Source organism: Streptomyces sp. NBC_01463 (assembly GCA_036227345.1).
Taxonomy (GTDB): domain Bacteria; phylum Actinomycetota; class Actinomycetes; order Streptomycetales; family Streptomycetaceae; genus Streptomyces.
The window spans coordinates 1683811-1706326 of sequence record CP109468.1; the positions used below are offsets into that span (position 1 = coordinate 1683811).

General features: G+C 68.2%; 19 protein-coding genes and 1 pseudogene. 11 read left to right on the plus strand and 9 right to left on the minus strand.

The window, feature by feature from the left end; all coding sequences use genetic code 11:
• Positions 1-62 precede the first annotated feature (62 nt).
• Genes OG521_07320 through OG521_07330 form a run of 3 tightly spaced genes read left to right on the plus strand, consistent with a single transcriptional unit; the run spans position 63 to position 2577 of the window.
• On the plus strand, positions 63-944 hold the full coding sequence (locus tag OG521_07320) for a fumarylacetoacetate hydrolase family protein (GenBank protein ID WUW20612.1): 882 nt from the start codon (positions 63-65) through the stop codon (positions 942-944).
• Positions 941-1720, plus strand: a complete 780-nt coding sequence (locus OG521_07325) for an SDR family oxidoreductase (protein WUW20613.1) — start codon at positions 941-943, stop codon at positions 1718-1720. The genes OG521_07320 and OG521_07325 overlap by 4 nt, the downstream gene beginning before the upstream one ends.
• The gene (locus OG521_07330; GenBank protein ID WUW20614.1) at positions 1717-2577 is read left to right on the plus strand and encodes an amidohydrolase family protein; all 861 of its coding nucleotides are present in this window, start codon (positions 1717-1719) and stop codon (positions 2575-2577) included. The genes OG521_07325 and OG521_07330 overlap by 4 nt, the downstream gene beginning before the upstream one ends.
• A 105-nt stretch (positions 2578-2682) precedes the next feature.
• Here the strand turns inward: OG521_07330 and OG521_07335 are convergent, their stop codons facing one another.
• Positions 2683-3438: an SDR family oxidoreductase gene (locus OG521_07335; GenBank protein WUW20615.1), complete on the minus strand. Its 756-nt coding sequence runs from the start codon at positions 3436-3438 to the stop codon at positions 2683-2685.
• A gap of 197 nt (positions 3439-3635) precedes the next feature.
• Between OG521_07335 and OG521_07340 the strand changes: the two genes are divergently transcribed.
• Entirely contained in the window at positions 3636-4331 is a 696-nt protein-coding gene (locus OG521_07340) for an FCD domain-containing protein (protein WUW20616.1), read from the plus strand.
• Positions 4332-4347: 16 nt separating this feature from the next.
• Here OG521_07340 and OG521_07345 read toward each other — a convergent pair whose 3' ends face one another.
• The 4 genes from OG521_07345 to OG521_07360 form a co-directional block, all read right to left on the minus strand.
• The gene (locus OG521_07345; protein ID WUW20617.1) at positions 4348-8073 is read right to left on the minus strand and encodes a hypothetical protein; all 3726 of its coding nucleotides are present in this window, start codon (positions 8071-8073) and stop codon (positions 4348-4350) included.
• A 112-nt stretch (positions 8074-8185) separates the two neighbouring features.
• A complete protein-coding gene (locus OG521_07350) occupies positions 8186-9220 on the minus strand; it encodes an ABC transporter permease (GenBank protein ID WUW20618.1) in 1035 nt (344 codons plus the stop codon).
• Positions 9217-10815, minus strand: a complete 1599-nt coding sequence (locus OG521_07355; GenBank protein ID WUW20619.1) for a sugar ABC transporter ATP-binding protein — start codon at positions 10813-10815, stop codon at positions 9217-9219. The genes OG521_07350 and OG521_07355 overlap by 4 nt, the downstream gene beginning before the upstream one ends.
• Positions 10816-10931: 116 nt before the next feature.
• The gene (locus OG521_07360; GenBank protein WUW20620.1) at positions 10932-11975 is read right to left on the minus strand and encodes a substrate-binding domain-containing protein; all 1044 of its coding nucleotides are present in this window, start codon (positions 11973-11975) and stop codon (positions 10932-10934) included.
• 408 nt (positions 11976-12383) lie between these two features.
• Here OG521_07360 and OG521_07365 point away from each other — a divergent pair, with 408 nt between their 5' ends.
• The 6 genes and pseudogenes from OG521_07365 (at position 12384) to OG521_07390 (ending at position 18480) form a co-directional block, all read left to right on the plus strand.
• Positions 12384-14144 carry a dihydroxy-acid dehydratase gene (locus OG521_07365; protein WUW20621.1) on the plus strand — a complete coding sequence of 587 codons (1761 nt, stop codon included), beginning with the start codon at positions 12384-12386 and terminating at the stop codon, positions 14142-14144.
• Positions 14145-14153: 9 nt separating this feature from the next.
• Positions 14154-15098, plus strand: a complete 945-nt coding sequence (locus OG521_07370; GenBank protein ID WUW20622.1) for a dihydrodipicolinate synthase family protein — start codon at positions 14154-14156, stop codon at positions 15096-15098.
• Positions 15095-16048, plus strand: a complete 954-nt coding sequence (locus OG521_07375) for a sugar kinase (protein ID WUW20623.1) — start codon at positions 15095-15097, stop codon at positions 16046-16048. Before OG521_07370 ends, OG521_07375 begins: the two co-directional genes overlap by 4 nt.
• Before the next feature lie 62 nt (positions 16049-16110).
• Entirely contained in the window at positions 16111-16731 is a 621-nt protein-coding gene (locus OG521_07380) for a bifunctional 4-hydroxy-2-oxoglutarate aldolase/2-dehydro-3-deoxy-phosphogluconate aldolase (protein WUW20624.1), read from the plus strand.
• A 62-nt stretch (positions 16732-16793) separates the two neighbouring features.
• On the plus strand, positions 16794-17531 hold the full coding sequence (locus OG521_07385) for an FCD domain-containing protein (GenBank protein WUW20625.1): 738 nt from the start codon (positions 16794-16796) through the stop codon (positions 17529-17531).
• A 118-nt stretch (positions 17532-17649) separates the two neighbouring features.
• A pseudogene (locus tag OG521_07390) lies at positions 17650-18480 on the plus strand (IS5 family transposase).
• A 53-nt stretch (positions 18481-18533) separates the two neighbouring features.
• On the opposite strand, the gene OG521_07395 reads toward OG521_07390, so the two are convergent.
• The 3 genes from OG521_07395 to OG521_07405 form a co-directional block, all read right to left on the minus strand.
• A complete protein-coding gene (locus OG521_07395; protein WUW20626.1) occupies positions 18534-19211 on the minus strand; it encodes a LysE family translocator in 678 nt (225 codons plus the stop codon).
• A gap of 564 nt (positions 19212-19775) precedes the next feature.
• Positions 19776-20624: an NAD(P)H-binding protein gene (locus OG521_07400; protein WUW26600.1), complete on the minus strand. Its 849-nt coding sequence runs from the start codon at positions 20622-20624 to the stop codon at positions 19776-19778.
• Complete coding sequence (locus OG521_07405) at positions 20624-21058, minus strand: nuclear transport factor 2 family protein (GenBank protein WUW20627.1); 435 nt, start codon at positions 21056-21058, stop codon at positions 20624-20626. The genes OG521_07400 and OG521_07405 overlap by 1 nt, the downstream gene beginning before the upstream one ends.
• A gap of 87 nt (positions 21059-21145) precedes the next feature.
• Here OG521_07405 and OG521_07410 point away from each other — a divergent pair, with 87 nt between their 5' ends.
• Positions 21146-21745 (plus strand): TetR/AcrR family transcriptional regulator, encoded by a 600-nt coding sequence (locus OG521_07410; protein ID WUW20628.1) that lies wholly within the window; start codon positions 21146-21148, stop codon positions 21743-21745.
• A 494-nt stretch (positions 21746-22239) separates the two neighbouring features.
• On the opposite strand, the gene OG521_07415 is transcribed toward OG521_07410, so the two are convergent.
• The gene (locus OG521_07415; GenBank protein WUW20629.1) at positions 22240-22494 is read right to left on the minus strand and encodes a hypothetical protein; all 255 of its coding nucleotides are present in this window, start codon (positions 22492-22494) and stop codon (positions 22240-22242) included.
• Positions 22495-22516 lie beyond the last annotated feature (22 nt).

Below are 22516 nucleotides of genomic sequence, written 5' to 3' on the forward strand. Positions count from 1 at the left end.
GCGATTCGCCGCCGAGTTCTCCGATGTGTGGTGGTGAACCTGGATCAAGGAAGAAGTGTGAAGTGAAACTGTTGCGCATCGGTCCCCCTGGGGCCGAACGGCCCGCTCTGCTGGCCCATGACGGGCGGCTGCTGGACCTGTCCGGCCTCGTCGAGGACATCGACGGCAACTTCTTCTCCAGCAACGGCCTGGAGCGGATACGGGCGGCGCTCGGCACCGGTGTCCTCCCCGCCCTGGAGGCTGGACAAGCCCGGGTCGGAGCACCCGTGGCTCGCCCGGGAAAGGTGGTCTGCGTCGGCTTGAACTACCGGGACCACGCGCGAGAGACCGGGGCCACGATCCCGGTGCGTCCTGTGGTGTTCTTGAAAGACTCCTCGACAGTGGTGGGGCCCTACGACCATGTGAGGGTGCCGCGAGGGTCAGTGAAAACGGACTGGGAAGTGGAGCTGGCCGTCGTCATCGGCACCCGCGCCCGCTACCTGGATTCGCCCGAGGACGCCGCAGCGGTCATCGCCGGTTTTGCTGTCAGCCACGATGTTTCCGAGCGGGAGTTCCAGCTGGAGTACTCCGCGCAGTGGGACCTCGGCAAGTCCTGTGAGACGTTCAACCCGCTCGGCCCGTGGCTCGTCACCGCGGACGAGGCAGGCGACCCCCAGAGCCTCGCGATGCATTTGTCGGTCAACGGTGTCCGGCGCCAGGACGGTCACACCAAGGACATGATCTTCGACGTGAACCATCTCGTCTGGTACCTGAGCCAGTACATGGTTCTCGAACCCGGCGACCTGATCAATACCGGCACCCCTGCCGGCGTCGCACTGGGACTTCCGGACACGCCCTACCTCAAGGCAGGCGACGTGGTCGAGTTGGGCATCGACGGGCTGGGGGTGCAGCGTCAGGTATTCGTTGCCGCACCCCTCGGTGAGCGGAATGGGAAGAAGTCATGAGCGACCTCACAGGACTGCGCGCGGTCATCACTGGAGGCGGCTCCGGCATCGGCCTCGCCACAGGGCTCCTGATGGCCTCGCGGGGCGCCCGCGTGGCAGTCCTCGACCTCGCGCCGACTGGCGTGCCCGCGCCGCTCATGGGTTTCCAGGCCGACGTCGCGGACGAAACATCGATCCATGACGCGGTGCTCAGTGCGGCCGGCGCGCTCGGCGGCATCGACATCCTGGTCAACAACGCGGGCGTCGGGGCGGCGGGGACCATTGCGGACCACTTGGACGAAGAGTGGCTGCGCGTGCTCAACGTGAACGTTCTCGGAGTCGTGCGCACGACCCGGGCGGCTCTGCCATACCTGCGGGAGTCAGAGGCCGCCTCGATCGTCAATCTCTGCTCGATCGCCGCTACCGCCGGGCTCCCCCGACGCGCGTTGTACTCAGCGAGCAAGGGCGCCGTGCTGTCGCTGACTTTGGCGATGTCGGCCGACCACGTCGGCGAAGGAATTCGTGTCAACTGCGTGAACCCGGGAACCGTCGACACGCCGTGGGTCGGACGCCTCCTGGACGCCGCCGACGACCCGGAAAGCGAACGGGCTGCACTGGAGGCCCGGCAGCCCACCGGCAGATTGGTCACCGCGGACGAGGTGGCCGCTGCCATCGCCTATCTGGCCGGCCCGTCGGCCGGCTCGGTCACAGGCACCGCGCTGGCCGTGGACGGCGGCATGTCGGGTCTGCGGGTACGCCCGGCACCGTCGCGAAGCGAACGCCCCTTGCGACCATGAGCGCTGCGACGGGCTTCGTGGATGCTCACGTACACGTGTGGGACCTTGCCGTGCGCAGCCAGCCGTGGATCGTAGGCCCCGGGCTCGCCCCGATCCGCCGCAACTTCTGTGTCGAGGATCTGAAGCCGGCCGCACAGGCTGCCGAAGTCACCTCGGCGATACTGGTGCAGACCGCTGCCACTCGGAAGGAGACCTCCGAGTTCCTGGCCCTTGCAGGACAGCACACGCTCATTGGCGGAGTGGTCGGCTGGGTCGATCTGACCGCTCCCGACGTAGCAGACCAGGTGGCCGAACTGCGCGAGGGACCCCATGGCCGGTACCTCAGATCGATCCGTCACCCCGTGCAGGGGGAGCCCGATCGACGATGGCTCTGTCGTACCGACGTACACCGCGGCCTGAAGGCCGTGGCCGCGGCAGGACTCGCATACGACCTGCTGGTCACCCCGGAACAACTGTCAGCCGCTGCGGAAACGGCAAGGGCGATCCCCCACCTGCGACTCGTCCTGAATCACCTCGGCAAGCCGTCGCCTGCACCGGGTGCCGCGGCACTGTGGTCTCAGGGCCTGCGGGCCCTTGCGAGGAACGGGAACGTCAGCGCCAAGATGTCCGGCCTGCTGACCGAAATACCGCAGGGCTCAAGCTGGACCGACGAGGTGCGCCCATACGTCGACATGGCGCTCAATGCCTTCGGGCCGGACCGGCTGATGGCAGGGTCTGACTGGCCTGTATGCCTCTTGGCCGCCGACTACGGAAAGACTCTGGAAACCGGCCGCGCCCTGATCGCGGATCTCTCCGCCGCGGAGCGGGCCAAGATCCTCGCCGGAACGGCCCGCAGCGTCTACCGCCTCACCCCGTAACGCCCCGGCGGCCCCGTCGTCATACGCAGGGCCGCCGGCCGTCCTCGCCATGTGCAGGGTGGAAGGCGTCTTCCCATCCGCCTGCGTGCCGCCGGGCTTCGCGCCTCAGGCGAATCGGGCGGAGACTCCCCCGTCTACAGCCCAGTCCGCGCCGGTGACGAATCCAGCAGCGTCGGACAGGAGGAAAGCGACTACAGAGGCGACCTGGTCGGGGGTGCCGAGTCGGCCGAGGATGTGTTTGGCCAGCGCTTCCTGGCGGACCTGCGGCGCCTCCTGGTCAAAATACTCGGCCAGCAGGTCGGTCTCGATATATCCGGGGCTGACCGCGTTGACCCGGACACCCTGCGGTCCCACCTCGAGGGCCATGCTGCGTGTCAGACCTACGAGTCCGGCTTTGGCCGAGGCGTAGGGGAACATGCCGGGGCAGGTCATCGTGGCATGCATCGAGGCGATGTTCACGATCGCGCCCCGCCCCTGAGCGGTCATCCCCGGCAGGACGGCCCTGGCCATGAGCCACGCCCCCTTGAGGTCGACGCCGAACACCTCGTCCCACTGCTGGGTGGTCATGGCGACCACGTCAGCATACGAGTTGCGTCCCGCGTTGTTCACCAGGCCTGTTGCCGGTCCCAGCTCGTCGCGCAGGGCACTCACAGCGTCGCGGACCTGATCCTCGCAGGTGATGTCGCACGCTGCCCAGCCGGCGGACGGGCCGATTCGGCGAGCGGTTTCCCGCGCGCCGTCACCGTCGATGTCCAGGAGGCCCACCCTCGCACCGGCGGCTGCCGCCATCGTGGCCACGGAGGCGCCGATGCCGCGGGCGGCGCCGGTGACCAGCACTACCTCATTGCTCAGGTCAAACATGTCGGTCTCCGTTCCGCGCGGGGCGCGGGAGTAGTCAAGGTGAGTAACGGAGCACAACCGGGCAGAGCCATCACTTGCGCGGGCCCCTGGGCCGGCGTGCTGATTTGGATACGAGGCGAACTTAGCAGCTAAGCTGCCAGGTGTGTCGGCGGGTTGGAGGCGGGGACTCCCCTGCCCGGAGGTGAGGGAGTGAACGCATGACGATCGGGCGGACGACGCTGAGTCAGCACGTGGCTCAGGAGATCATCGGCGACATCAAGCTGCGCGGTCTGCGGGCGGGCGATGAGATCCCGGCCGAGGGCGAACTCGCTGAGCGGCACGGCGTCAACCGCCTCGCCGTGCGTGAGGCGATCCGCACGCTGGTCGCACGTGGTGTCCTCGTCTCGAGCCAGGGCAAGCGTGCGCGTGTAGCGGTCCCCGCTCCCGCAGTGCTGGAGCAGATTCTCGATTTCCGCCTCAGTCAGAACTCGATGGAACTGGCGGACCTGCTCGACACCCGGCGTGTGATCGAGGCGGAGCTCGCGCGCCGGGCCGCAGTGCGTCGCGCCGCCGGCGAGGGCTCCATGACGGAGGTGGATCGCGCGCTGGCCACGATGGGCCACGCGGTCGGTGAGCCGGAGGCGTTCATCGCCGCGGACCTCGCCTTCCATCAGGCTGTCGCAGAACTGGCCGCATCGGGCCTGTTCTCCTTCGTTCTGACGGCAATGAACGGAATCCTGCTCGACTCCCGCAGAGCGAGCTACCACGGTCGTGAACGCCGGGGGGCGGGGCATGAAGCCACGGTCGTTGCGCACAGGCACATCGCCGACGCGATCGCCGGTGGCGACGGGAATCGCGCGGCCGAGGCCATGACCGCCCACCTTGCGGAGACCGGTCACGACCTCGGACTGTGATGCCCTCCGACGGCTGTCAGGGCAGCAGTCGCACCCGTGCCGTGCCGCTCCAGTCGGCCGGCAGCGTGATCGCGGGGTCGATGTAGTTGCCCCAGGCGAGATCGGGATAGTTGATGCGGGCGCTGACGATCAGGCCCACGCCGGGAGCCCTGAGCGGGAAGGCGTCGCTCGTCAGCGCCTCGAACGCGTCCAGGGCCACATGGGCGTCCGTGGCAGCTGCGTTCTTGCGGCCGCTCACCTTGATACTGACAGTGTGCTGGCCCTCTGCCAGGCCGGTGCGTTCGAGCACCCGTTGCTGGAACTGCTTGCTCGACGCATAGAGGTCAACCTCGGTGGCGGGCCCACCGTCGATGGAGATCTCAGCGATGCCCTGGTTGGGGCCCTTGGGGCAGATGACGCGGATTCCCGTTCCCGAGAGCCTGACGGTCGCCGTGTCGCCCGCGGTTCTGCTGAAGGATTCGGTGCGCCCGAGATCGCCGCTCGTCCACGTCTTGCTCGAGTCCGCATGTGTCCACGAGCCCTTGTAGACAACCGCGTCCGAAGCGTCGTCGATCACCGGGTCCACCACTTGGAAGGCGTCGACGAGCGCAAAGGCCCCCTTCGACGAGGCATTCTTGGTGCCGGTGCACTCCACCTTGACCGTGTGCCGTCCGTACGCCAGTGATGCGCTACGGAAGACGAGCTGGGCCGGAGCCTTCCCCGGTCCGTAGAGGTCGACCGTTTCCGCAGGCTTGCCGTCCACCGAGATCTTCACGATGCCGAGGTTGTCCGCCCGGGCGGAGTACAGGCCGACCCCCGTGCCAGTGAAGGTCAGTTCTGCTGCCGCCCCCGCTGCGTTGGTGAAGGATTCCGTGCCGAACAGGTCTCCGGCGGTGTAGCCCGAGCTCGCGTCCGCATGGGTCCAGGAACCCGTGTAGACGATGTCCGGGGAGGCGTCGTCGATGAGCGCCGGCTCCAGCGGTGCCAGCCGGACCGAGTCGGAACCGTCCGACTCGACCTGCACACCCGGTCCCGCCGCGCCCGCGGTGGCCTTGGCCACCCTGACGTTCGCCTTGGCGCTGCGGAAGTCGTTGGTCCAGTGTGCGGCGCTGTCCTTGCCCAACAGGAAGTAGCTGTGGGTGTCCTGGGACCACGACCAGTCCGGCTTCGTACGGTATCCGTCTGCGCCGGTGGCCCGGCTGCGGGTCGCGGTACCGGAGGCCCTGCCGATGTGGTCGTCGGGGTACGCCGTCCACTGGGCGTCCCGCTGCCAGCTCAAGGTGTCCGTGCCGTCGGCGAGGACGTACCGTATGCCCACGTCACTGACCTGGCCAGAGGGCGGGTTGGTGATCGTGTACGTCGTGGTCAGCAGACCGCGAGGGCTCACCGCCACCTTGATCGTGGTGTCGATGGTGCCGAAGCGTCCCTTCAGGCTGACGGTCACCTTGCCGTCGGTCGTGGTCACGCTCGCCGATGTCCCCGCCCACTGTCCGGGAACGGCACGGGAGATCACCAGGTCCGGGCCACTCGTCAGGATCACGGTGCCGTTGGCTGTCGCTTCGACGAGCCGTGCGGTGCGCTTGTCGAACACCACCGTGAACGGCGCGTCGACGCCCGTGACGGTGATCGTGTCCGGGCTCTCGTCGACGGTGGGCGCCTTGCCGCTGTCGGAGGGGGAGGCCGGCGTCGCACGGGTGTTGAGCCAGAGCCGGTATTCGTCGATCAGCGCCGTGCCACGCCGGAAGGTGAGTCTCAGGGTGTCGCCCGCCGACCAGGCGCCGGCCGGGACGGTCAGGGTGCCGCTCTGCCGGGGTGCGATATCGACGCCGTCGATGGTGCCCGACCTGCTGCCGATCTGCCAGCCGACCGCGAGTTCCCCGAGGTTGCTGTGGTCGTACCAGTTCTTGACCGGCACCGGTATCGCTCCTCCCGGGGTCAGGCCGGTGAGCACCCCGTCCGCGATCTGTACCGGAGAGAAGGCCTTCTGCGTGAGCCAGAACTCGGGCTTGCGGCGGCGCCACAGGTCGATGATGCCCCACTCGCCGTACCCCACAGGCCCGTTGGCCAGGTGGAACACCTCGTCGATGGCCGCCCAGATGGCGCCGCCCACGACTCCGTCCGTGGTACGGAACTTCTCCGCCAGCTTCGCGATGCTGTGGCCCCAGAAGTCGCGCACCCCGGGGTCTTCCTTCAGGGTCCCCACGTTGTAGCACGGCACATGGGCGAACTCGCCGTACTGGATGGGCTGTTTGGCATTGCCGTTGGCGTTCTGGAGGTTGGGGTAGTGACCGCTGTAGATGTCGGTCTGAGTGCCGCCGTTGCTCTGGCCCATGTCCTCGAAGACCGTGGGACGAGAGGTGTCCGTCTCGTGGGCGTAGGTGTTCTCCGAGGCGAAGTTGCGGCCCATGCCGCTCTCGTTGCCGACGGACCACTCGATCACGCAGGGGTGGCTGCGGTCGCGTTCGATCATCTCGGCGAACTGTGTCATGTACTGCTCGGTGTAGGCGGGGTCGTCGACGGTGCTCTGCTGGAAGCAGACGGGCGACTCGACCTCGACGTACAGGCCGAGACGGTCGGCCCAGTCCAGTAGCGCCGGTGTCGGCGGGTAGTGCGAGGTGCGGATGTAGTTGCAGTTCGCCTCCTTGTAGAGGCGGGCGGCCTGCTCCTCCATGGCCGGGTTGGTCGAACGGCCCTGCTTCTCCGTGATGCTGTGATGGCAGACGCCCAGCAGGTGTACGGGGCTGCCGTTGACCACCAGTTTGTTGCCCTCGACCTTGACCTGACGGAATCCGACCTTCCGGGTCACCGTCTGGGTCACGCCTCCGGCGGTGAATTCGGCGGTCAGGGTGTAGAGGTGGGGGTGTTCCGCGTCCCACTTGAGGGGGGCCTTGACCGGGATCACGGCCTGTTGCTGCGGATTCGTGCCGGTCAGGTCGATCTTCGACGGAGTGATCGCGACTGGCCGGCCCTCGGGGTCGGTGAGGGTGAGCGTGGCCGTTCCGCTCTGGCCCGTCTGGAACGACGCGGCCGCGGTCACGGTGAGCGTGGCGTCCCGGTACGCGCTGTCGAAGGTCGTGTCGGCGTGCAGCCTCGTGAGGTGGGAAGGCGGGAGGGCGACCAGGGTGACGTCGCGCAGGATGCCGCCGATGATGTGGTGCGCGTAGTTGGACTGGCCGGCGATGCTGGTGGGCCGGTCGGTGACGCCGAGGGTGACGACGGCCGCGCGGCCCGGCGTGACCAGGGAGGTGATGTCGGCGTACCAGGTGGTGAAGCCGCCGTCGTGGGTGCGTACGGCAGTGCCGTTGACCCACAGTCGGGCGTAGCTGTAGACGCCGTCGAAGCGGAGCATCACGCATTTGCCGGCGAAGTCCGCCGGAACGGTGACCTCGACGGTGTACGCGCATTCGGTGTCCGAGGGGACGGACTGGCTCTGCAGGGCCGGTTCGCCGGGTACGTCGAGCGGGTGCCACGAGGAGGTGTCGGTGCCGGATGTCCAGAAGGATGCCGGAGGGCTGGACGTCCAGCGCCATCCGGAGGCGACGGGGACGAGCGGGTTGCCCACGCCGGAGACCGTCTCGGGAAGGGGCGGGATCACGGGCGGCGCGGTGGCGGCATGGGCGGGTGCGGCAAGGAAGACATCGCCTGCTACGGCGAGGAATCCCGCTGCCGCCAGGCTCTTCAGCACACCGCGGCGGCTGAACCCTCCTGCCTTTGCGGCGGGGCCGCTGTGTTCCGAAGGCGTGCTGCTGTGCGAGAACGTCACGTCAAACCCTTCTTGACAACTAAGCTGCTATGCGTGCGGGTCAGTGTGGGCATGTGGTTCGGTGAAAGGCGCTCCTTCCTGCCCGGGCCGCGTGAGACCTGGCCCGGGTGCCTCAGTTGGGTAGTCCGACAGCGCGTTCGCCGCTGCGTCGCTGCTGGATCACGACGGCTATGACGAGGAGGGCGCCCTGGGCGACGTTCTGCCAGAAGGAGTTGATGCCCTGGACGGTGAGACCGTTCTCCAGGGCGCCGAGGAGGGCGACGGCGAGGAGGGTGCCGCCGATGCCGCCCTTGCCGCCCTTGAGTGCGGCGCCGCCGAGTGCGGCGGCGGTGATGGCCTTGAGTTCGAGGCCTTCGCTGCCGGAGGTGGGCTGGCCGGATCCGGTGCGGGCGGTGAGGAGGATGCCGGCGACGGCGGCGACGATGCCGATGAGGGCGTAGACGCAGATCAGGTATTTGTTGATGTTGATGCCGGCGAGGCGGGCGGCGGTGTCGTTGCCGCCGATGGCGTAGATGTTGCGGCCGATGTCGGTGTAGCGGAGCAGGATGTGGACGGCCACGGCGACGACGATGAGGATCCAGACCATGACGGGGAGTCCGGCGATCTTTCCGCGCCCGAGGAAGATGAAGACGTCGTTGTTGAGGACGTATCCCTGGGCGCGTCCGTCGGACAGGAGTTGGGCGAGGCCTTTGTAGGCGGCGAGGCCGGCGAGGGTGGCGATGGTGGGGTTGACCCGGCCGTAGACGATGATCAGGCCGTTGAGGGCGCCGATGAGCAGGCCGACTCCGATGGCGGCCGCCATGCCGAGGAAGGCGTTGGTGCCGGTGCTGGTGAAGACCATGGCGCTGACCACGGATGCCACACCGGCCTGCGAGCCGACGGAGATGTCGAGGCCGCCGCAGATGATGACGACGGTCTGGACGATCGCGAGCAGCCCGGTGATGGTCGCCGCCTCCGCGATGACCTGCATGTTCGACAGGCTCAGATAGTTGTCGTTGAGGACCCCGAACAGCCCGAGCACGAGGATCAGCGCGCCGACGAGGCTGATGTTTTGCCCGCTGATGCGGGAGAGCAGCTTCGGCGTGGAGGAGGCCGGTCCTTCCGACGGCTCCTTGACTGCCGGGGACGGGGCGCTGGTGGTGGTCATGAAGAGGCTCCGGGGGTACGGGTGCTGATGATGTCGTCGGCCATGGCGAGTTGGAGGATGGACTCTTCGGTGGCTTCGCCGTGGCTGAGCTCGCCGGTGATGTGGCCGCCCTGCATGACGACGACGCGGTCAGCGAGGCCGAGGAGTTCGGGCAGTTCGGAGGAGATGACGAGGACGGCCACACCGTCGGCGGCGAGGTCGGCGATGATCTGGTAGATCTCGGCCTTGGCGCCGACGTCGATGCCGCGGGTCGGCTCGTCGAGGATGAGGACCTTGGGTTTGCGGGCGAGCCAGCGGGCGAGGACGACCTTCTGCTGGTTTCCGCCGGAGAGTTTGCGCACTTCGTGGTCGATCGAGGGGGTGCGGACCCGGAGCCGGTCGGTGTAGTGCTGGGCGAGCTCTCGTTCGGCGGTGCGGCGTACGAAGCGGGAGCGTCGCAGCCGGTCGAGGACTACCTGGGAGATGTTGGCCCGGACGGACTGCTGCAGGAAGAGCGCCTGTGCCTTGCGCTCCTCGGGGGCGAGGCCGAGGCCGGCCCGGATCACCGCACCGGGGCGGCCGCTGGGCAGTGGGACCCCGTCGAGGGTGGCGGTGCCGCTGTGGACGGGCTGGTCGCCGGCCAGCGCGAGGGCCAGTTCGGAGCGTCCTGCTCCGATGAGGCCGGCCAGGCCGACGACTTCGCCGGCGTGGACCTGGAGCGAGATGTCGTGCACGTCGTCGGTGGTGAGGTTCCTGACGTCGAGAACGAGGCGGTCGGTGGCGACCCGCTGCCGGACGAACATGGTGGACAGGTCGCGGCCCACCATGAGGCGTACCAGCTCTGCTTCGTTCGTCGTGTCGGCCTGCTGGACACCGACCAGGTTGCCGTCGCGCAGCACGGCGATACGGTCGGCGAGCTGGAAGATCTCCTGCATCCGGTGCGAGACGTAGACGATCGCGATGCCCTGGTCCCGCAGTCGCCGGATCAGGGCGAACAGAGCGTCCACCTCGTGCTCGGCGAGGGAGGAGGTGGGTTCGTCGAACGCGATCAGTGTGGCAGCCGTGCTGCCGGTGAGGGCGCGCATGATCTCGACCAGCTGGCGTTGGGCCGGGGTCAGCTGTGAACCCAGGAGGTCCGGGTCCAGCACATCGGCGAAGCCCAGCCGGGCCAGGTCCGCGTCGATGCGGCGGCGGAGCTCGGCCCGGTCGAATCGCCGGCCGGACTTGCGCGGCAGGGCGCCGGCGTAGACGTTCTCGGCGACCGAGATGTGCGGGATGATCTCCGGTTCCTGCGGAATGATCCGGATACCTGCCGTGCGTGCCTTGGCCGGGGAGTCGAGCAGAACGCGCTCGCCGCCCAGGACGATGTGCCCCTCGGTGGGCTGGTGGTCACCGGTGAGGATCTTGAGCAGGGTCGACTTGCCCGCGCCGTTCTCACCCATCAGTGCGGTGACCTGCCCGCGGGGGAAGTCGAGCGTGACCCCGCCGAGGGCCCGCACCGCCCCGAAACGTTTGGTGACGTCCACGATGCCCGGCGACGGGGACTGCGGCGACGCTTCCTCAATCTGTCCTTCGGAAGGGTCCCGGCCGGCGGGCGAATGGGAGGCTCTGGTCATATGTCGTTCACCTCGAAGGCATGGCGCGCAGAGTGTTCATGGAAAGGGAACCGGTACGACGGAGCTGTCGTCGGCCCGCGGCCGGAACGGGTGGTCAGACCGCGGGCCCGGACGGGTCAGGCGCAGGTGAGACCGGCGGTCTTCCAGGAGGAGTGGTCGACCATCGTGGTGGGAGCGAAGGCCTCCTGCGGGAAGTCCTTGCCGTTCTTGAGCTTGTCGTACATGGTCTGAACGGCCAGGGCGCCGACGTCCTTGCCGTTGATGAAGAGGGCGGCCTTCATGCCGCTCTTCTTGTCGGTCTGCCATTCCTTGCAGGCGAGGTAGGCGCCGAGACCGACGCCGATGACGTGGTCGGGGCCGATGCCGGCGTTCTGCAGGGCGGTGACCCCGCCCATGGCGTTCTCGTCGTTGCAGCCCCAGACGACCCAGTTCTTGACCTTGGAGTTCGCGGTGATCGTCGCGGCGATCTTGTCCTGGGCGCCGGTCGGGGTGTTGTCGGTGGGCACGTTGAGGGTCTTCACGCCGGGCACCGCGGCGTCGAACGTCTTCTTGGCCGCGTTGACCCGGTCGCCGCAGACGGTGACGTCCTGCTTCCAGGCCGAGATGACACGGGTGTCCGTGGCCTTCCAGCCGGCCTTCTTGTACTCGGCGGCCGCTCGCTTGCCGACCTCCTCACCCATCTGCGCACCGCTGAACCCGATGCGGGGGACCAGGTCGTCCTTGCCGCAGGCGGCGGGGTCGGGCCCGGTGGTGCAGATCTGGTCGTCGGAGGTGAGCAGGGCGACCTTCCCGTCCTTCGCCGTCTGGACGACCTGCGGGCCGACGGCCGGGTCGGGGACGACGATGATGATGCCGCTCGTCTTCTGTGCGACGGCTGACTGGACCTCACTGACGGTCTTGTTGGCGTCGTTGCCCAGGTTCACCACCTTGAGGTCGATGCCCAGCTCCTTGGCCTTCGCCTTGGCGCCGGCCGCCTCGCCGATGAAGTACTCCTGGTCGCCCTGCTTCTGCAGGTAGGTGAGGGAGATCTTGCCGTCGACCTTCTTGTCGACCGCGTCGCCGCCGGAGGACTCCTTGCCCGACGAACACGCCGTGGCGAGACCGAGAGTGAGCAGCAGGCCGGTGGCCACGGCAATGTTCCGGTGGAACGAAGAGTTCATGTGGAGCTCCTTCGAGCTGGCAGTGACCGCCGCGCATCGTGCTGTCGGGGCCGTGTGGTGAGGACTGATCCGGTGGTTCCGGGTCACCTCGGTGTGCTCGCCCGTGCGGGGAGGGCACCGGGCTTCGTGCATCGGTGTGCGGGGGGCCGGTCCGCCGGTGCCCGGTGGACAGGTTCCGACGGTCGCGACAGGCGGTACGCCAAAGGTCAAGAGACGGACGAGCCGCACCGGCGCATTACGTACCACGGGTTGAACCTCCGCTTCCGTGACAGCCTCGTGCGACCCCCCGAGGCGTTATCGTCATTTGATAGCATCATTAAATCCGTCGGCAGGGCAAGCCCCTGCACGGTCACAGCGCGGTCTCAAGCGGTCGGAACCGCGTGGCCGTACCCCATCGGAGGCTCATACATGGCAGAGCGAGAGACACCGTCAGCCGCAGTTCCCGTCTCGCGTCGAGAGCCGCTCAGGAGCCGTGCCTGGTTCGGCGACGGCGGCAAGAACGGTTTCATCGCCCGTCACCACCTGCGGGCCATGGGGCGCGGCGGTCACAACTTCGACGGCCGCCCGGTCATCGGCATCTGCAACACGTTCTCCGAACTGACCCCGTGCAACGGCCATTTGCAGATCCTTGCCGACGCGGTGAAGCGTGGAGTGCTGCAGGCGGGCGGCTTCCCTCTGGAATTTCCTGCCATGTCTCTTGGTGAACCCTTCCTGCGGCCGACGTCGATGCTCTTCCGCAACCTGGCGGCCATGGAGATCGAAGAGCAGATCCGCGCCAATCCGATCGACGCCGTCGTACTGCTCACCGGGTGCGACAAGACCACGCCCGCCGCCCTGATGGGTGCCGCCAGCGCCGGTGTGCCCGCCATCGTCCTCACCGGGGGACCCATGCTCAACGGCAGGTTCAAGGGCCGCAACGTGGGTTCCGGCACGGACATCTGGCGGATGACGGAAGAGCTGCGCGCGGGGACGATCACGCAGGAGGAGTTCACCGAGTTCGAGTCGTCCCTGAACCGCTCCGCGGGTCACTGCATGACCATGGGTACGGCGTCCACCATGGCCTGCCTGGCGGAAGCCCTGGGCATGATGCTGCCAGGCGGCTCCGGGCTGCCGGCCGTGGACGCCCGGCGCGGCACACTGGCCGAAGAGACCGGCGCACGTGCCGTGGCGCTCGCGGGAAGCGACCTCACCCCCCGGCGCATCATGACGCGAGCCGCCTTCGAGAACGCCGTCCGGATCAACGCGGCGATCGGCGGGTCCACCAACGCGGTGGTGCACCTGCTCGCCCTGGCCGGCCGACTGGGCGTACCCCTGGAACTCGACGACTTCGACCGCCTGGGCGCCGAACTCCCGCTTCTCATCGACCTGATGCCCTCCGGACGGTTCCTGATGGAGGAGTTCGCCTACGCCGGAGGGCTGCCGGCCCTCGTCAACGACCTGCGGGACGCCCTGCACCAGGACACGGTGACGGTCACCGGGCTTTCCCTGACAGCCAATTGCATGGGTGCGCAGGTGTACGACCGTGAGGTCATCCGGGCCTTCGACAACCCGGTGCTGCCCGCGGGACGAGGAACCGCCGTGGTGCGCGGCAGCCTCGCCCCGGACGGTGCCGTCATCAAGCTGTCGGCAGCCGCACCGCACCTGCTGGACCACACCGGCCCCGCCCTCGTCTTCGACTCCATAGAGGAATACCTCGCCGTCGCCGAGGACCCCACGCTCGACGTCTCCGCCGAGACGGTGCTCATCGTGCGCAACACAGGCCCCCGCGGATATCCGGGCATGCCCGAGGTGGGCAACCTGCCCTTGCCGAAGAAGCTGCTCGACGCCGGGATCAGGGACATGGTCCGGGTATCCGATGCCCGCATGTCCGGAACGGCCTTCGGAACGTGCGTGCTCCACGTGGCACCGGAGGCGGCCGTCGGCGGCCCGCTGGCGTTCGTCCGCACCGGCGACCAGGTCAGACTCGACGTGCCCGGCCGACGGCTCGACGTACTGATCGACGATACCGAGATGGACCTGCGGCGCTCAGCGTGGCAGCCGCCGAAGCCGCCCGTCACCCGCGGCTGGACCTACCTCTACACCGAACACGTCACGCAGGCGGACACCGGCGCCGACCTCGATTTTCTCGTCGGCGCGACCGACTCGCCCCCGCCCCGCCAAGCCTTCTGAGGAACCGACATGTCCACACCCGAACACAAGGACCTCGAGACACTGGTCCGAGGAGTCTCACCCGTACTGGAGGTTCCGTTCCACGACGACGGAGAGCTCGACCCCGACGGATTCACCGCAGTGGTGGACCGGGTACTTGCGGCAGGGGTGAGCTCGCTGATGTTCCCCGGTTTCGCGAGCGAGTTCCACAAACTCGACCCCGACGAGCGGGAACTGCTCACCGGTCTGCTGCTCCAGCAGACCCGGCACCGCCAGGATGTCGCCGCCATCGTCTCCGTACCGGACCACGCCACCCGAACCGCGGTCCGCCAGGCGCTCCGCGCCGCGGAACTCGGGGCCGACGCCGTAAACCTGCTCCCGCCGCACTTCCTCGCGCCGTCCAAGACCGCCGTCTCGGCCCACCTGCGCGAGGTCCTGCTCGCTGTCGACCCGCTGCCCGTCGTGGTGCAGTACGCCCCGGCACAGACCGGAACGGCACTGGACGCACCCACCCTGCACACCCTGGCCGCCGAGCACTCCAATCTCCGCTGGGTCAAGGTCGAGTCCGCACCGCCAGGACGGCTGATCGCCGCGCTGGCCGCCGGGCCTCGTCCGCTGCCCTCCCTGGTCGGATACGCAGGACTGCAACTGCCGGACGCCCTGCGGCGCGGGGCAGTCGGCGTACAGCCGGGCTGCTCCTTCACCGAGCTGTACGTCGAGATCTGGGAACACTGGCAGCGCGGTGACGAGGCCGAGGCCGTCGCGCTGCACACCCGGATGCTGCCGTTCCTCTCCTACTGGATGCAGAACGTGGAGCTCATCATCGCCGTCGAGAAGGAGGTCTCGGTGCGCCGTGGCTGGTTCGCGTCCGCACACTGCCGGGCACCCGGATACTCGCTGGACGAGGAGGAGCTGAACATGATCGACCGCTTCTGCGCGGAGTTCGCCCCGCTGATACCGGAGCTCGCTCGATGAGCCCCGACGTCGTCGTATGCGGCGAGACCATGCTCCTCCTGCTGGCCGAACCCGGAGTGCCGCTGGAGCACGCGGTCTCCTTCCGCCGCTCCATCGCAGGCGCCGAGAGCAATGTGGCGGCCGGCCTCGCCCGGCTCGGACACTCCGTTCGCTGGCTCGGCCGCGTCGGCGACGATCCGGCAGGGCGTGCCGTACTGGCCCAGCTCCGCGCCCATGGTGTCGACAGCTCGTACGCGGTCACGGACCCGGGGGCTCCGACCGGTGTCCTCATGCGTGACAGCCACCCGGCGCGCGCGATCGACGTGCAGTATCTGCGTGCAGGTTCAGCATCCTCCCGCCTCTCGCCGGACGAACTGCATCCCCACATGTTCCAGGGGGCACCGCTCGTGCACATCACCGGGATCACCCCGATGCTGTCGGACTCGGCGAACCGGGCGACATGGCGACTGGTCGAACTGGCTCGAGCCGCCGGCGCGGTGCTCTCCTTCGATCCGAACATCCGCCACAAGCTCGGCTCCCCCGATCGTTGGCGCGAGGTCGTCGGCCCTCTCCTGGCCCACGCGGACGTGGTGCTGGCAGGCGAGGACGAATGGGAGCTGCTGGGTGTACCGGACCCGGCCGCGCTGCTCGGGACAGGGCCGCGAACCATCGTCGTGAAGCACCGCGACAAATCGGCCACCTGTCTCACCCTCGAGGCGGAAACGGTCAGCCAGCCCGCCTTTGACGTACCGGTCGCCGACCCCGTGGGAGCGGGGGACGCCTTCGCCGCAGGATTCCTCTCGGGCCTGCTCCACGGTCACGGTCCAGATCAGTGCCTGCGCCAGGCCGCCGCCGTAGCGGCTTTGGTGGTCCAATGCCCCACCGACACGGACGGCCTGCCCAACCAGGCCGGCCTCGATCGCGCCCTGGCCGGCTTCACAGACGCCGGATCCGAAACCGTCATCCGGTGACACCGGCAACCGGCCACCGCCGGACCACCACACCCCTCCACAAGCAGAAGAGCATGAACGTCATGTACCGATGGGAAACCACCCAGGCCGTCACCGCACAGCGCGTGTTCGGCATCATCCGCACGGCAGGTCCGGACGAGGCCGTCGCCGCGGCGGAAGCCGTCCTGGACGCTGGGCTGCACGCCGTGGAGATCGCCCTCACCACGCCACGCGCCCTCACCGCCCTGGCCCGCCTCGCCGAGACCCGCCCCCATGCGCTGCTCGGCGCGGGCACCGTCATCGACGCGGCCGCGGCCCGCGCGGCCATAGAAGCCGGCGCACGCTTCCTCGTGTCGCCGAGCCTCCACCCGGAAGTCATCCGCACAGGTCACCGCTACGGAGTTCCGGTCTTCCCCGGCGTGGCCACCCCGACTGAAATGGTGCACGCCTTGGAGGAGGGTGCCGACGCACTGAAGCTCTTCCCGGCCTCGGCCGTATCACCTGCCTGGCTGCGCGACGTGCGCGCGGCGCTCCCCCAGGCACCCCTGCTGCCCACTGGAGGTGTGACAATCGACAACGCTCCGGAATGGATAGCTGCGGGTGCGGTGGCCTGCGGGATCGGTTCGGCCCTGACGTCGGGCGGTGCCCCGAGCACAGGTGAACGCGTGGGCACGCTCTTGCGTAGACTCGCGGATTCTCGTTGACGGGCACCGGACGCCAGAATCGGCAAGCGTAGGCGCTTGTGAAACGGACGACAGGGAGTGGCGTGGAACTGCACGGACTGCACGGTCAGGTGGTCGAGCGCATCGGGGAATCCCTCGCCGCGGAGGAGATCCGTGCGGGCGAGGTGCTCCGCCTCGAAGACGTACAGGACCGGTACGGAGTCTCCCGTACCGTGGCACGCGAGGCGGTCCGGGTCCTGGAGTCGAAGAGGGTCGTCACCAGCCGACCCCGCGTGGGAATCACCGTGCGACCGATGACCGAGTGGAACCTCTACGACCCCCAAGTCATCCGATGGCGACTGGCCTCCCCCTCCCGCGGCGCCCAGTTGCGCGAACTCACCGAATTGAGGGCTGCGGTGGAACCGTCCGCCGCGGCCCTCGCGGCGGCGGGCGCGTCACCCAGCGCACGGAAGGCGCTCGTCGAGCTCGCCCGGGCGATGGAGAGCGTCGCTCGAACCGATGACATCCAAGGCTTCATAGCCGCGGACCTGGCCTTTCACAAGGCGCTGCTGAATGCCTCGAACAACGGGATGTTCGCCCAGCTTTCCGAGGTCACCGAGGAGCTTCTCGTCGCCCGCCGCGACCTGCCCCTGATGCCGGACCACGTGGACGTGGACGCGGTACGCCGCCATATGGAAGTGGCCGAGGCCATCGCGGACGGACGTCCGGAGGACGCTTCGCGGTGCGTCCGCGCCATCGTCGACTCTGCTCACCGGGAGGTGGAACAGCTCTTGGAAGGTGGCGCGCACTGCGCGCTCGGCAGCCGCCCCCATACGGCTTGAGCGGGGCACTACACACGCGGGCATCCCCGGACGACGCGTCGACGTGACAGCGGGCTGCCAGACACCCTGCTAGGCGATGTCTTCAAAATGGTCACGGTTCGTGGATCATGGTGCTGTGCTGGGTCGCCATGAACTGTCCGATGCTGAGTGGGAGTTCGTCCGGCCGTTGCTGCCCGAGTCGTTGCGGGGGCGGAAGCGGCTGGACGACCGCAAGGTGCTGAACGGAATCGTGTGGGAAATTTCGTACTGGCGTCACCTGGCGGGATGTGCCCGACCGATACGGACCGTGGGCCTCTCTTCCTACTCGTTTCTGCAGGTGGACGCTAGACGGAACGTTCAATCGGATGCTTCGGGCGGCCCAGGCGAAAGCCGATGCGGTCGGCGACGTTAAATGGCTCGTCGCGGTCGACTCGACCGTCGTGCGCGCTCACCAGCATGCAGCCGGGGCCCGAAAAGGGGGCTCCGCGACCCAGCTCTCGGACGGTCCAGAGGCGGGCTGACCAGCAAGATTCACCTGGCCTGCGACGGACGGGGCCGTCCCCTGGCTTTCGTCATCACCGGCGGCAACACCAACGACTGCACCCGGTTCACCGCCGTGATGGAAGCCATCCGGGTGCCTCGGATCGGGCCGGGCCGGCCCCGCGTCCGGCCCGATCACATCTTGGGCGACAAGGGCTACAGCTCGAAGGCGATCCGCTCCTGGCTGCGGCATCGGGGCATCCCGCACACCATCCCTGAGCGAGCTGACCAGAAAGCGAACCGAGCCCGGCGGGGCAGTCGGGGAGGCCGCCCGCCGGTCTTCGACCGCGAGGTCTACAAGCACCGCAACGTCGTGGAACGGTGCTTCAGCCGACTTAAGCAATGGCGAGGGATTGCCACCCGCTATGACAAGGCTGCCGAGTCCTACGAAGCAGCCGTTGCCCTTGCCTCACTTGTGATGTGGGCCTGACATTTGGCGGCTCGGCCTCGTGCGGTCATGCGCTCTGCCGATCGGTCTCTCCGTCAGCCTCGCAGAGCCATGGCCGCCCCCAGACCGACCAGTCCCACGCCCGACGCTCCGGCCAGTCCGCGCCGGACACTACGGCGGCGCAACAGGACCTCGACTCGGGCGAGGAGCAGGAGAACCAGCGCGAACCACATCAGGCACATGAGCCAGAAGACTCCGGCCAGAACACTGTGCGAGGCCGTGGTTCCCAGGCCGGGCAGGATGAACTGTGGGAAGAGGGCCAGGTAGAAGACTGCCACCTTGGGGTTGAGCAGATTACTGATCAGGCCCTTCCGGAAGGCGATGCGTACGATACGTCCCGCAGCCGCTGGGGCGGTCTCGGCGGCGCGGGAAGCTGGAGTATCTGCGGCGGCACTGCGGCGCAGGCGCACGAAATCTGCCAGGGACTGGGCGCCGAGATAGACGAGGTAAAGGGCGCCGGCGACACGGAGAATGGTGTAGCCGACCTGTGAGGCGGCCAGCAGAGCCGTCAGTCCAGCCACCGCTGCCGATGCCAGTACGGCGTGTCCCAGCATGATTCCGGCAGCGGTCGCACGGCCCGCGCGCCGCCCGGACCGGGCTGTGTTTGCCAGCAGCAAGGTCAGATCAGGTCCGGGCACGACGATGATGACCAGGGATGCGGCGATGAAGCCGAGCAGTTCTGCCACAGAGATCGGTCCGTTCGGCGTGTACATGGCCCGGGACAGTAGCGCCGGGAGCCGTCGCACGGGGTCAGGGCCCGGCAACAGCGGCAGAGCAATTCCAGCACACGATGCCACCGTAAGGGCAGGGCCAATCCGAACGGTCTGGACTGATTGTGCAAAGGCGCGTCGGGCGGACGCGACATTTGACGACAGGGCCTAAGCCTCCCCGCCTCCCGCAGGGCGCCCCCAAGGTCGTTCAGCGCCTGCCCTTCGCCGTGCTGGTCGCCGGTCTCACGAAGAATGTCGGCGGCCGGCGTGCTGGCAGCGATGGCCTTCTCGAACGTCCGCACCTCCAGCAAGGCGGCGCCGAGATTCAACAGCGTCTCCGCTTCGCTGTGACGGTCGCTACGCCTACGTGACCGGCACCCTGGGCGGTGAGGCGCTTCTCAACAGCCACTTCCCCATGCTCGATCTGATCGAGCAACTCGGAAAGGTGGCTTGGGGGGCATGTCGCACGTCCGCTCGGCGGCAGCATGATGTGGTTGTCTCGGACGAATCGCGCGAATACATTGCGGTTCGCCAGAGACGCAGTGAGAGCGACGTCGATGTGGAGTGTCAGTCGCTGGATCGCATCTCCCTTTCCAGGACCGTGCGGAAGGTGCGTGCGGGCCGGCCGGTGAGGCGCTGGACGGTGTCGGTGACCCGGTCCTCGGCTCCGTCGGCGATGGCACGGTCCATGCCGGCCAGCATCGAGGCGAACTCCAAGGGCATCTGCGCGGAGAGGCGGTCGCGCATCTGCTCGTAGGACAGCCTGCGGTGTTCCACGGGGCGGCCGGTGAACTGAGCGAGGATGGCGGAGACGTCGTCGTAGCTGAGCGCTTCCGGTCCGGTGAGGACGAGATCGGCGTTGGGGGCCTGCGGGCCGGTCAGGGCGTGGACGGCGACGGCCGCGATGTCCTCGGCGTCGACGAAGCCCACCCGGCCGCTCCCTGCCGCGGTCCAGATCGCGCCCTCTTTCCGGATGCTCACGGCGTGCGGGTGTGCGCCGGTGAAGTTCTGCATGAACCAGGAGGGTCGCAGCACCGCCCAGTGGTCGAACAGACCGGGCAGTTCCTGGTGCACCTTCCCCACTGCCGGGCCGCCCTGGGGGACGGCCGAGGCGCTGAGGAGCACCGCGCGTCGCACGCCGGAGGTGCGGGCCTGCCGGAGGAAGGGCAGCATGACCGCAGCCGGGTCGGGGTCGCCCACGGGCGGCAGAAGGTAGACGCGGTCGGCTCCGTCGAGGGCGGCGGCGTGGGTCTGGGGGGCGTACCAGTCAAAGGGGACCGACTCCGCGCCGGGGACCGGGGCGGAGTGCCGGCTCGCGGCTCTGACGCTGTAGCCGGCCGCGGTGAGCTGCGCGGCGATACGGCTGCCGGTGTTGCCGGTCGCGCCGGTGACCAGCGTGGTTTCCGTGGCGGTGATCATCGGCTGCTCCGGTTGAAGTCGGTGCCGGGTGCGGTGACGGCGAGGGGGTTCCAGTAGTCGCGGTAGGAGGTGATGTAGCCGTCCCGGACCGTCACGACGGCGATGTAGGTCATGTCGAAGGGGCTGTCGGTCTCCACCAGGCGGCCGACGCCTCGCATCTCCACCACGATGACCTCCGGATCGGTGGTCTGGTGGATCCGCAGCTCGGGGAAGTCGTGCAGATCGATGTGGTCGGGGTAGTGCCGCATGTACGCGGCGATGGCTTCCCTGTTCTCCAGGCGCCTGGGCCAGCCCTCAGGGGCGAAGGGGAACTCCATGGAGCCGTCCTCGGCCCACAGGGAGATCCATCCGGGAATGTTCTTGTCCAGCAGCAGCCGCAGGCTGTGGTGGTAGACCTCCGCCGGTGAGGTCGGAGCCGTCGGTGCGGTCATGGGGTTGCTCCATCTCATAGAATGCGGACCCTGGGTCCGCTTTAGACAATACGGACCACCGGTCCGTTTTGCAACTGGAGGAGCACCATGACCGAGCGCAAGCCCCGCAAGGACGCCGCGCGCAACAGGGAGGCCGTCCTCGCCGCCGCCGACGCCCTCTTCGCCCGCGGCGAGAGTCCCGAGGACATCACGATGGCCGACATCGCCACAGCGGCCGGCGTCGGCAAAGGCACGCTCTTCCGGGCCTTCGGCGACCGACCCGGTCTGCTGCGCGCGCTGTACGAGGCCCGGCTCGAACCGGTCAGACAGGCCGTCGAGGCCGGCCCGCCACCTCTGGGCTCCACCGCCCCACCGCAGCAGCGCCTACCCGCCCTGCTCGACGCCATCCTGTGCTTCAAACTCGACAACCGCCGCCTCGCGCTGGCCCTGGAGGAGAGCGGGACCGGCAGCCCGTACCTGGCCGAGCACTACGGGTGGTGGCACGGCCTGCTCCGGTCCATACTCGAGCAGGCCCCCGCCCCGGCCGACAGCAGCTTCACTGCCCACGCCCTGCTCGCCGCCACCCGAGCCGACCTCGTCGAGCACCTGGCCGGACAGGAGCGGGTGCCGCGCGAAACGATGCGCGCGCAGCTGGCGGCCTTCACCGCCACCGTCCTCGACTCCGGCGGAGCATCCCGGGAGGACTGAGAGGAGTGTTCCAAGTGCAACCGCACCCGGACCACTCCTGCCAGTCCCCCTCCCGCGTCGGTTGCCACCCGCTCCAGGATCTGACCGGTCTTGGTGCGCTTGCCGCCCTTCGTTTCGAAGTAGCGGGCCTGGGCGGACGCTCCGATCCATGGACACCTTGGCCAGGCTCAGCGTCACGGTGCCCGAGTAGTCCGCGGGCCTGGTGACGAGCGGACCGGCCAGCGGTACCGGCAGTCACTCCTTGGCCGGCCGGCCTTCGATCGAGCGGAGATCCAAGAGCAGATCATCCCGCTTCTGCACACCCCTGAACCGGGATTTCGCGGCGGCTTGGGCGCCGACGGGGATGCCTGCACCTATGTCTTGTCCGCGTACACGTGAACGTACCCAACTGTGTACGGGTGAACGTGCTCAGCTGGTGATGTGCTGAGGCCAGTGCCTCGCCCGGCGGCACCCGACCCACGAGACTGCGCCGATCGGTGCAGTCTCGTGGCCGACTACACCTCGTTGAAGCCACGCGACGCGTCGTAGATGTCGAGTTCGATGAAGACCACGTAGAAGCTCGTTACGACGTAATGGACCATGACGTGGTCCTCCCAGACCGAGCGGGTGACTGTATCGGTCGTATAGGCGAGATGGCTGCCAGCGCCCTCTGGCTCGGCTGCGATCCTGCCGACCAGACGCAGGAACGTTTCTCGATCTTCTGTCGGCATGTAGTCACGGAACCGCGCAACCTGCTCGGTGAACTGCACTCGTCTCTTCATCAAGGCAGGA